Genomic DNA, 11,356 nt, shown 5'->3' on the forward strand with positions numbered 1-11,356 from the left:
CACAAAGCCGGACGCGTCGAACGGCTTTTCACGTCGTGCGCGCTAAACGCTGATTGATTGATGTAGACTTGTTACCGGAATAGCCATACGGGGTGAATGGCAACCCACAATGGAAACGATAATCGCATGGCTTGGTGAACGCGAGGCAGCCATCAGTGCTGTCGTGGGGTTGCTTGCGCTGCTGGGCTTTGTTCTCAGTCCCGTCTACAGGCTTGTTCGCGATCGACGGTCCGACAGGTCGCGTAGCCTGGCAGAAAAGTCGGCCCCGGCACCGGTCGTGGCAGCAGCAGGCGCGCAGGGAGAACCGGCAATGACCGCCGCCGGGCCGGGCGCTCCGAATCTGATTCCTGCGCGTGAGCCTTTCGCGGCGTCAACCCCCATGGCGTCAGAGGCGACCCTTGCCATTTTGCCGGTCATCGACAAGGTCAACGACGACCGGGATGACGACTGGGCAAACGAGCTTAACGACGACCTGAGAACCATCCTGGTTCGCTCATCGCTGTTTGAGGTTCGCTTTCTGAATGACGCGGTCCCTCTGGACACGCTCCGTTCACAGGGAATGAAGTACGCACTGGAAATCCGCACCCGCCCGCGCGGAGCGGATATCAGGATCACCGCCGAGCTCACCGATCTGCGGACAGGCGGCCAGTTCTGGTCTGCTTACTATTCACGGCAGTTGGGCGAATCCGTCGGCGAAAGTGACTTCCTCGCCCTGCAGATTGCTTCCCAGCTAGTGCCTCCCATCATTGGCGCTGAAGTCAGACACGCGCTCAATCTTGGCACCGATAATCTGAGTGCGTCCGCTCTCACCCGCCTGGCTTACCACGCGTTCTTGTTCAGCGGGCATGACGGAGACACGTTCCGGGAGGCGAGGAAGCTGGCTGAGATCGCCGTCGCGCGCGGCCCGGGGGATGCGCGGGCGCTGGCAACCCGCGCCGTCACTGTTGCGACCGCTGTCGCGTTCGGTTTCAGCGAACAGCGTCGCGATGACAAAGCGCAGGCGATACGCGATGCCGAGGCGGCAGTCCGGCTCGACCCCATGGACGGGCTTGTTCTGCATGCCCGAGGCTGGGTCAGTGCATTTTTCGACAGCTATGAACAGGGGCTTCCCTACCTGGCAAAATCGGTCGATGCGGACGCCACCAATGCGCACGTCCAGGCGGACTACGGCTACATGCTGCTGAAGTGCGGAAAGATCGACGAAGCCGAAAAGCAGATAGATCTCGCTTTTACACTGTCACCCCGCGATCCCCGCCAGTACATATGGAACTTTTTCCGCGGCGCCCTGGCCTCTGCACGCGGCGATCCGGAACGGGCATTGATTTTTTTTGAGCAGTCCATCGCCCTCGTGGGGTATACGCCCGCCTATGTCGGAAAGATTCTGGCGTGCCTCGAGCTGGGCAGGCTCGACGCAGCGAAAGACACCATGCTGCAACTGGCGCACACCTTCCAACCCTACATCACGCCCGGGCGGTTTCTGGCCTATGTGGTGCACAACCGGGTACGGCCTGAGATATACGCTCAGGCGGAGCAGCTCACAGCGTTCTGGCCGGATGACGGCGAATCATAACGCAGTGTCATCGCCTTGAAAGCGCGCCATACCCCCGATGCATCAGGGTCGCGCCAGTCCATAAAGCCGGATATAGCGGGCAGTTGACAACCGCACCGCGTCACGCGGTGAAGCGAGGCCAAGCTGAATGATGGTGTCTACCGGCGGCGAATGATGACAGGCACGCCGTACCAGCCAGCTCTGCAGCTCCGCCTCCAGGGCTGGCCACAGAATCTCCCAGTCCTCAAGCGCAGGCCCGCTCGTCTCCAATACCAGGCATAGATAGTCACGCAAGGGTGAATCCAGCTGCTGCTGCCAGGCCTCTGCGGTCGCGCTATCCAGCGGCGGAAACGGTGACGTGCCTGAACTGAATGCAGCGACCCGGATACAGTCGGCGCTGCTGAGGTTTCTGTGACCATGCAGCAGCGCGGCGGCGATGCGGTTCCTGCTCATGCTGTCGGTACTGTGAAGCAAGCGGAGCAGCTCTTCCATCGGTACCTCAAGACCGGTATCGATGACATATCGCGCCGCGATATGCAGGAGTTCATCACTGTTCTCCCGCAGCAGCAGCCCACGGAAGAAGGCAGCCACCCGGCGATCGTTGAATTGACCGAGGACAGAAAGCAGCGGGACCTTGTCGCGTTGCGGCAGAGGCCTCTTCAGCCTGTCGATGAAAATATCGACGATATCCCGGTTCCTGTATGACGCCAGTGCCATCGCTTTGTCGGGATCGGCGAGCACGCTTGAAAACGCCGCGGCACGGACCCCGGGATCGGCATGGTCCAGCAGAGGCAGCAGATCCCCCACGCTTCTGATCCGGAACTCCCGTACCTGTGCATCACCCGTCATGGATCAAGAATGACCGCGATGGAGGCATCCGCGCAGGGTACCAGCGGCTCCGCCGGAGAGGTCTCGACGCCCACTTCATTCACAAAACCATTGCAGTAGTGGCCTCCGCTGACTTCGACGCCAAGTATCCTGTCCAGTCGAAGCATTGGGCTCTCCGGATCAAAGCTGAACACTTTGCACACCGAGAGGCTCAGGTAAAACGAGGTGCCGAACGTCAGTGCCGGGTTGTGGTCCATGTCTACCTGCAGGCGGGTTACCGTGTCGACAGCCTGGTCCAGCGTTCCCGTGAGTCCACCGTCTTTGTATTCAAGGGAGCGGACTTCGGCCTCATCCAGCTGCACCCGCTTGAAGCGAATGTGCACGGGCACGATAAAGTGGAACTTCGGTCCAAGGCTTAATCCACCCCAGAGGGCCTTCAGGCCCTTGTCCACTGCCACCAGCTCAGGCCACAGAGGGACAAGGTCGACAATCAGGGTTAGCGTCGGTTCGGGTGAGACAGTGCCCTTGTTGCTGTTGAATGTGTTATCGGTTTTGTCAAACATCCCCCAGGACTTCACCCTGACACTCGGTTTAGGCTTGGGCTCGGGTTTCTTCTCTTCTTCCTTGTTTTCCCTCGGCTCACCTTCGAGCTCTTCACCTTCCTTTATGTCGCTGTTTTTGCTCATTTCCTGCATCAGTTTCCTGATGATCTTGATGAGCAGGCCGAGGACATCGATGGATGGCGTAAAGGTTTTCCGAAACGCCGTCGACCACTTGAGATAGAACCCTTTTTTATAGGTCCACCGCGGCGAACCCGCATCAACCTGAAATTTGCCCGGGAAATCCACGCGTATGCCAGCAAACACGCCCGCCGCCGCTTCGTCCTGTGATACCCGCAGGTTCACGTCTCGGCCGCGGGTTTCTCCCTCTACCATGAACGTCGCGGCGTAGGCCGGTCCGCAGACGCCGGCCACCAGCTGGTAGCCGACATTGCCAGACAGTCGCCACAACAGAATGCGCTTGGGGCTGACAGCCAGGATCCTGACCGGGTCACGGTAGGAAAAGGAGGTGCCTGCCTGCAGGGCGCCAATCTGTGGAAGCAGAGGAACGCCATCGCAGATATCGAGACCGTCAGTGCTGCCACTGCGGGTATAGGCGGTGCCAATCCGGGTGGGTTGGATGGTTGCCATGATCGCCCTCCTATGCGGGTATGCCGACGAGAATTGCCGCCTCGCCTTCGCCGAATTCCGCGTAAACGACGATGCGGCCAGCCTCATCGGCCTGGCGGCTGTGATAACCGTACATCAGCCCGGTGATCGCCTCTCCGCCGATCCTGTCACCGACCTGCAGGACAGTTACCGGCGCGTCCGCGCCGACCACCTTCAACTCGGGAGGGCGTTGTTCGTCATCGTTGATCTGCAGATACGACAGTGTGCCGTTGCCGCTGAGAACGGGAGCGGATAGCGAGAAGATTGCGGGATCGCCGACCGTATTGGCGATTTCAGACACAGGCCTTGCATTGCTGCTGAAAAACAGGCGCTGCTGCTCACCGTCCGGGCTGTGGGTAATCCAGGCTGCGGCATTGTCGGCACCGGCGCGTGGGCCCATGATGATTTCTCCCGACACCTCTGATTCAAGGCTGAGCGTCTGTGGCGCGCTCAGTACACGGGGAGGCGCAGCGGTCCGGCCCGCTTGCACGTTGCCCTGTAACAACGAACCCACGGAACCGCTCCCCGGCCCGCCGGCGCCAGCCGTCAATGGTGATTGTGTTGCAACCTGTGTCTGCGCGAGATAGTTGCCCCCGCCGTAGCGATCAACCAGGCCAAAGCCCCTGATGAACGCATCGTTTCTCCCCTGTAGCGCCGTGCCGCTGCTTTGCAGCAGGCGGGAAGCTGTCAGGGATGCCTCTGGCAATGAAAAAACGCCGTGACCAAAATCCTTCTCCGCGGAAACGTAATGCGACACCAGAAGCACGTCCCGGTCATTGTTAATGGCCAGGTCACCAAAGGCGCCCCCAAACATCGCCCCGTCGGGTCCTTTATCACCAAAGCTTAAAATGCGCTGCAGGCGGTTCTCTGCGCGCAGGAAAACGGCAGGCAGTTCTGCTGGCTCCGCCGGCCCGGTGCCTGTTTCACTAAAATCGAGCACGAGGGAGATATCCCCACGGCCATTGGTATCAGCTCGATGAATCCGCTGTACCGCTGGCCCTCCGTCATAGGCCTGTCCGGTTTCAACCACGATCTGCGCCTCGCGCACCACCGGACCGCTGGCTGTGTAATCCATGAACAGTTCGAAAAGTGCATAATTGTCACCTCCCAGGTCGCCATAAAACAGGATGCGACCCGCGTCATTGATCATGATGCCGGGCGTAATTTCCGCCGCCTTTGGCAGAACCGGCGAAGAACTGTCCAGAATCCTGAAGAAGGTGTACTGCGTGGGTGGCGCATTGTCGGTGACGCCGCTCTGGCTCTCGCTGCACCCATAGGGCAGGAGGATCGCGCCGCCAACGACCGCGCCCGCTCGCTTGATAAATTCCCTGCGGTCGAGCGGGCGGAAATGGTCTCGATAGGTCATGACTGGGCACCCCTGCTGCGGATCAGAGAGAATGTCACTATCCTGCGAAGCCCGGGACCGCGATTACTCTGACGGCTTCGACAATGTTTTTAAGTATAGACACGAAGGGGCAGAATGCGCCGTTCATTTTCCACGCGTGGGCCAGGGCTTAAGTCCGGTTACGATTGAGGCAGGCAGTAAATGATGGCAGAGAGAGGTGAAGGCTGTGGACAGGCAAAACAACCATCCGTTTTATCAACAAGCCGATGAGTCCTGACGCTGGCGTTCCGCCGCGAGACGCCTGGAGCGACTACTGGGAGTCGGGCAGCACCGGGGAAGCGATGCCGGATGACCACCCCGGCACCCGGGCGCTGACGCGGTTCTGGGACCAGCGCGCGGAAGAGCTCGCCGGCAGGACGGGTGGACGCCTTGTCGACCTTGCCTGCGGCGGCGGCTTCGTCACGCAACGGCTGATGGCGGCACTGGCAGGGGGCGGAGCTGACTGGCAGCTGCTGGCGCTGGATGTGGCGGAGCCGGCCGTGCGGCAACTGTGCACGGCGTCCGGGGGAGCCCTGCAGGGCGTGGTCGGGGATGCCGCACGGCTACCGATAGCAGCGGGCAGCATGGACGCCGTGGTCAGTCAGTTCGGCCTCGAGTATGCGGGGCGTGACGCGCTGCTCGATGTCGCGGCGCTGTTGGCGCCCGACGGGCAACTGATGCTGCTGTCTCACCACGCCGAGGGCACCATCGCCCAGGGCTGTCGAGACAATGCCCGGGTGCTTGCCGCCATGCGCGATAGTGGTCTGCTGAAGGGCATGCTGGGACTGTTCACTTTGCTGGACGCCCCGGGAACGGGCGGACGACGCGACCTCAACCGCATTAACGCGGCACTGCGCAGGGCAACACAGGCGACGGCGACCCTGGTGAGGACCGGTCCGAGCTGTGCGGCCATGCCCTGGGTTCGTCGCCTCTGCCAGGATGTGAGCCAGGTTTACGAACGCGCCGGATTCCACGATCCGGCCGCGGTATTGCATTGGCTGCGCCGCATTGATGACCAGCTGAACAGCTACCACGGGCGTATGCAGGGCATGGTCAGTGCAGCACTGAGCGCGAAACAGATGGCGTCGGTCACCCGCGCCTGGCAGCAACAGGGACTGTCGGTACGCGAAGCCGGAGCGCTGAAGGTCGACGCGCGGCCGCTTGCCTGGCAGCTCCTGGCCGTTCGCTCTGCGGCGTGATGTCGAAGGCCTTGCCCGGGCGCGAACCGGTCTGCGTCGGCACGGGGGCCTGGCAAAAAAAAGGGTGGGCTGTTAAGCCCACCCTTGATGCGGAGAAACGACTTTCTGCGACTAGAAAGACGCACCCACGTTGAGAAAGAACATCCTGCCGATCTGGTCGAACACGGCGTTGGCACCCGCGCGCGGTGGCTCCTTGTCCGCAATATTGTTTACGCCAAAGGTTGCGCGGTAGTTTTCCATGAACTTGTACGAGACAGATCCGTCAAGATAATCGTAGGCGTCGATGGTGCGAAACTCGGTCACGGCGGTAGTGTCCGTATTATCGAGTTCACCAATGTGCTGCCAGACCAGCTGTGCCGTCAGATTGGCGTTGTTGTTCCAACGCAGCGTAGCGCGGTGACGATACTCCGGATCCGCGGTGCCAATCAGTGGATTACAGGTGTTGCCAAACCTGCCGGCGCAATCCACTTCATTCGCGCCGGTAAAGGCGACAAAGCTGTTTTCCATCGAGAACGTGCTGGCGTAGTTCACCGTCCAAAAGCCCAGGCTGTTGTCCCAACTGTACTGGACTGCCAGGTCGACACCTTCAAGATTGGATTCCGCCGCGTTCTGGTTGTTCGCAAGCGTCAGCTCTACCGGGCCGCCGGGGAAACGTACGACCGCGTTGCAGAACGGGGAACCCAGGCCGCCGATATTGGGATCGCCGTAGCAGGTGCTCAGAATGTTTTCGCCGCCGCCGCCGAATATTCCGATGCGCTGCGCCATCTCGATGGAGAAGTAGTCGACGCTTACGGTCAGACCGGGCAGCATGGCGGGAGTGAGTACGAAACCGGCCGTGAAAGTGTCCGCCTCTTCTTCCGCCAGGTCGGGGTTGCCACCGGTCAGTGCACGAACCTGATCAGCCGGCAGGTTGATGTCCGGAGAGAACACCAGGTTGTCCGGTACGCCCGTGGCGATACACAGCGCACGACGGCCCGCCACGTCCGCGATGCCTTCTTCGAAGGCCACGGCGGAGCAGGGGTCAACCGCGCCCTGGGCGGCGAACGACTGCGGCCCGAAAAGTTCATCAATGTTGGGTGCGCGAACCGCGGTGTTGAACGATGTGCGGAAGCGAATGTCTGCGATCGGCGCCCACTCAACGGCGATCTTGTAAGCATCAACCGTACCCACGGTGGTGTAGTCCGACGTGCGGTAAGCACCTTCCAGCGCCAGGATCTCCGCAAACGGCGCGCCGCTCAGGATTGGCGCATAGAACTCGGCGAACAGCGACTTGCTGTGAAATTTACCGTTAACCGGCGGAAAAGCCTGCTGGTTCAGGTTCGGGTTGCCGAGGTTCTCGGAGGGACGGAAATCGGAGCTGTTGTAGATAAACTCGTACCCGCCGGCAAAACCGATCTTGCCGCCCGGGAGTTCAAAGCTGCCGGAGTCACCGTTGATATTGGCCGCGAACACGCGCTGCGTAACGTCCGTGTTGGCGTTGACATCTACCAGGAAGAAATCCTCCATCTCGGGCGTGAGATTGCCTTCCCCATAGATGTTCGCCGGCACGCAGTCCAGAGACGTATCCTGACAGGTCACGTTGTCGGGATCGGAGGTATCGAGCAGCAGAGCCTGGAACAGGCTGGGATTGCTTAACTGGCCAATCACCGTCTCGGCGTTCTCGAAACGGCCTTCCGAGAAGTACACGTCGTAGCTCCAGTTGTCCGTGATGTCGCCTCGCGCGCCGAAGACGAACTGGGCCACGTTGCGGTTGGAGATGAACTCACGCGGCGTTGTCACTCGGCCGAACAGCAGCACGTTGACCTGGTCGGCGAGGCCGTTCCCGTTGACGTCCGGCTGGCCTTCACCGTAACGCTCGCTCAGCTCCTGCTGTGCCGCGGCGGTCAGGAACGGGTTGCCGTCGACGGTAAAGGTTGTGGGGCCGGAGAAGCCAAACGGCAGCGGCGCCAGCTGGCGGTCGGCCTGGTAGTTGGTGAACGTGCCGCGAGCGTACACTTCCAGTTTCTCGTTGATTTCGAAGCGGGCGAAGCTGGAGAGCTGGAAGCGCTCCTGCGGGATCTGTAGATAATTGGTGGGCGCAAAGTTGTACAGGTCGTCGGGCTGTACGAAGGGAGACACGTTGCCGTCCGGGTCGAACTTGATGGAGCCGACCTGTATCTGGGTGCCCTGCCTCGCCGTTGAACCGCCGGGAACAACGCGGTCGTTGGCACGGTCCTGCGCCAGCGCAAAGCGGCTGTATTCTCGCTCGCTGGACAGCAGTGACTCACGCTCGTTGTAGCCCAGCGACACCACCGCGTTGCCGCGGCCATCGGCGAAGTTACCGCCCATGGTCAAGTTGAAGTTCGTCGTTCCGCCATCGTTTTCTCCTGACATTTGCTGTGCAACAGAGATATCGATGCCTTCGAAGTCTTTTTTCATAATAAAGTTCACAACACCGGCGATCGCGTCGGAGCCATATACCGCCGATGCACCGCCGGTCACTACCTCTACCCGCTCGATCATGGCTGGCGGGATAGTATTCAGGTCCGCGATACCCTGGTCGCTGGATGGCGTTACGCGAATACCGTCCATCAATACCAGTGTGCGCTGAGCGCCCAGGCCGCGCAGGTTCACGGTAGCGGTCCCGTCGCCACCGCCGTTGCTGGTCGAGTTAAAACCCGCGACGGTCTGCGGCAGCTGGTTCAGCAGGTTTTCGGTGTTGACGGTGTTGGTGAGCTCAAACTGCTCTGCATCCACTGTCACCACCGGGCTGTTGGACGTGAAGTCCCTGCGCGCGATGCGCGAACCCGTCACCACGACTTCCTCGACCAGTCGCGGCTCCTGTGCGTGCGCTGCGGGTCCACCTGCCACGACGGAGCCGAGGCCCATGGCGACGGTGACCGCCATACTGAGACGTTTTTTTGCAAACATGGTAAATCCCCTTTGAGTTATGTTTCGGCGTGGAGCCTTGACAGAGCGCGCCACGCCGGAAGTAAATCACGGATTGCGCACAGATGTACGCACGCAGCGTTTTTTTTTGCGACATTTTCACGCAATCAACAGGGAATACAGTCCACGGCACTCAGGCCGTCAGGTCTGCAGGGCGCAGGATCGTGAGATTCAGGGAATGAAAGTGCTGCAGGTCGGTGATCGCCGGCTTGCCTGACAGCTCAGCGCAGTTCGCTTTGTGGCGTGATGTCGAAGGCGATACTCAGGCGCGTGCCGGTCCGTGCTGGCACGGTGCCGTGCCAGGCGTAGGAGGGGAAGAGCACCAGATTACCCGCCTCGGCAGGCACGGTCCGCTCAACCGCCGTACCGGGCGTCGGGTACCTTGGCTCACCCAGCTGTAGCGAACCCGCCCGAGGGTCACTCGCGTCGTCCGGAGGCAGGTCCACGTAGTAGGCCGAACTCAGCCAGCCCTGGGAGTGAATGTGGTTGACGTGGCGGCCCGTGGGTTCGAGGCGCACGGACCACATGGCCGTGGGGGCGGCCAGGGTGTCCTTGCGGCAGTACAGCGGATGGGTATTGTCGTCTGGCATTGCGGACACAAAGCCCTTGATCGCCTGACCCACGCTATCCATGAACCGCCGGATCACGGGGCTGTCGATGAAACGCAGGTCCATCGACGTCTGGCTTCCCTGCAGCAGTGACTGGTCCAGGGGGTGGTGCTTTGCCTGGTGAAGTGGCCTGAGCACTTCCGCCAGCGCACGGTTGAACTCTGCCAGGTCGGTGTAGCCTGGGGGAGTCTGCAGCCGGATGCTGCCAACCATTTTGTCGTAATCCATCAACCATGCCTGTCGTTCGTCATCGAGCTGGCGCAGTCCGTCGCGCCACAGGGCCAGCCACAGCTGGTGCTGGGGGGCCTTCCCGAGCGTCTCCTCGATGATAGGCAGCGCACGTTCGGCCGCGCCATTCACCAGCAGTGACTGCACAAAGGAGGCGCGACAGCGAATGTCCTGCTCACCGAGCTGATAGGCGCGTTCGCCGGCCTTGAGGGCGAGGGCGAGGTTGCCTTCCTCGAGGGCCGTGTTGTTGCGCACGCAGGCGGCTTGCGTCGAGGCACCGAAGCGGGATTCGCACAGGTCGACCAGGGCGTGCGCCGCCCCGGTGTCACCCATGCTGCGCCGTATTTCCGCACAGGTCAGCAGGGGGCCAGGCCCTGCCGCCTGGGCGACTGCGTTCTGCAGCAGGTCCTCCAGCGCTGCCGTCTCACCCTGCATCCAGAGCAGCTGAGCCGCCACAAAGCACGCATTCGGGGCATTCGGATCCCGGGCTGCGGTGGCCCGGGCGAGCTCCGTGGCCTGTGACCACTTGCCCTGTTCCATCAGCGCCCGCACCAGGAGTACGGCAAAGCCGACGTTGCCGGCGGCATGGGCCTCGGCAACCGCTGCGCCGTCGGCGATCTTCCCCAGCTCGAACAGCGACCGTACCCAGCCCTGCATGCCGGTCGCCGACGCCGGTTCCAGGGCGAGTGAGCGGTCGAAGGCGATAAGCGCCAGTTCGGCGCGTCCCATGGTGAGCAGCGCCTCGCCGCGCAGGCGCCACAGGGCAGGCGGCCCCTGGCTCGCCAGGTCCTGGGTGAGGCGTATCACCTCCAGCGGGCGTTGCTGAGCCAGCAGCAGCCGGCACAGATTGGTCTTGACGGCCGTGTGCTGCGGCGCGTGATCGAGAGCCGTGCGATACAGGCCTTCGGCCTCGAACTCCCGCAGCTGGTCGCGCATCAGGCTGCCAAGCGTGTTGAGGGTCTCCGGATGGTTTTTCTGCAGCGATAGCGCGTAGCGCAAGGCGTGCTCCGCCTGGTCACGCTGTCCCGTGGCGCGACCCAGCATGCCCGCGAGACGCCAGGCATCCGGTGAGTTGGCGTGCCGCGCCATGATCGGTCGCAGCGCGGCCTGGGCCCGGGCGAACTGTTTTTTTTGGTACAGCGAATAGATCTGTTGCAGGGAATCTGCCAGTGACATTGTCATTCACCCTGATTTGCCGCCGTGGCGCGCAAATGCCGATAACAGAAAAGGGTAGGCTTCAGCCCACCTCCGTGTCCAGAATGTTGTTGATCCCGAGGGGCTCAAGCGGTCAGCAGCTGGTAATACTGCGGCGCCTGGTGCACGGTAAGGCCCAGTGAGAGCAGCAGGCCGGTGAGCAGGAAGGCGTTGCGCTCTCCGGGTCAAGACTGAATATTGCGCACACTTGGAGGCTCAGGTAAAATGAC

At 61.6% G+C, this 11,356-nt stretch carries 7 protein-coding genes; 2 read left to right on the plus strand and 5 right to left on the minus strand.

Going from position 1 to position 11,356, the window contains the following annotated elements:
- Positions 1–109: 109 nt before the first annotated feature.
- On the plus strand, positions 110–1,570 hold the full coding sequence (locus EV688_RS10750; protein ID WP_117317942.1) for a tetratricopeptide repeat protein: 1,461 nt from the start codon (positions 110–112) through the stop codon (positions 1,568–1,570).
- Positions 1,571–1,612: 42 nt separating this feature from the next.
- Here the strand turns inward: EV688_RS10750 and EV688_RS10755 are convergent, their stop codons facing one another.
- The 3 genes from EV688_RS10755 to EV688_RS10765 are packed head-to-tail and all read right to left on the minus strand — an operon-like array spanning position 1,613 to position 4,951.
- Positions 1,613–2,398: a HEAT repeat domain-containing protein gene (locus EV688_RS10755; protein ID WP_117317940.1), complete on the minus strand. Its 786-nt coding sequence runs from the start codon at positions 2,396–2,398 to the stop codon at positions 1,613–1,615.
- Entirely contained in the window at positions 2,395–3,567 is a 1,173-nt protein-coding gene (locus tag EV688_RS10760; RefSeq protein ID WP_117317938.1) for a hypothetical protein, read from the minus strand. The genes EV688_RS10755 and EV688_RS10760 overlap by 4 nt, the downstream gene beginning before the upstream one ends.
- Before the next feature lie 10 nt (positions 3,568–3,577).
- The gene (locus tag EV688_RS10765) at positions 3,578–4,951 is read right to left on the minus strand and encodes a hypothetical protein (protein ID WP_117317936.1); all 1,374 of its coding nucleotides are present in this window, start codon (positions 4,949–4,951) and stop codon (positions 3,578–3,580) included.
- Positions 4,952–5,196: 245 nt separating this feature from the next.
- On the opposite strand from EV688_RS10765, the gene EV688_RS10770 reads away from it, so the two are divergent.
- The gene (locus EV688_RS10770; RefSeq protein ID WP_117317934.1) at positions 5,197–6,168 is read left to right on the plus strand and encodes a class I SAM-dependent methyltransferase; all 972 of its coding nucleotides are present in this window, start codon (positions 5,197–5,199) and stop codon (positions 6,166–6,168) included.
- Positions 6,169–6,279: 111 nt separating this feature from the next.
- Here the strand turns inward: EV688_RS10770 and EV688_RS10775 are convergent, their stop codons facing one another.
- Both EV688_RS10775 and EV688_RS10780 read right to left on the minus strand, forming a co-directional pair.
- Positions 6,280–9,078: a TonB-dependent receptor plug domain-containing protein gene (locus EV688_RS10775; RefSeq protein ID WP_117317932.1), complete on the minus strand. Its 2,799-nt coding sequence runs from the start codon at positions 9,076–9,078 to the stop codon at positions 6,280–6,282.
- A 239-nt stretch (positions 9,079–9,317) separates the two neighbouring features.
- Positions 9,318–11,114: a putative 2OG-Fe(II) oxygenase gene (locus EV688_RS10780; RefSeq protein WP_117317930.1), complete on the minus strand. Its 1,797-nt coding sequence runs from the start codon at positions 11,112–11,114 to the stop codon at positions 9,318–9,320.
- Positions 11,115–11,356 lie beyond the last annotated feature (242 nt).

Source organism: Chromatocurvus halotolerans, assembly GCF_004340525.1.
Classification (GTDB): Bacteria; Pseudomonadota; Gammaproteobacteria; order Pseudomonadales; family Halieaceae; genus Chromatocurvus; species Chromatocurvus halotolerans.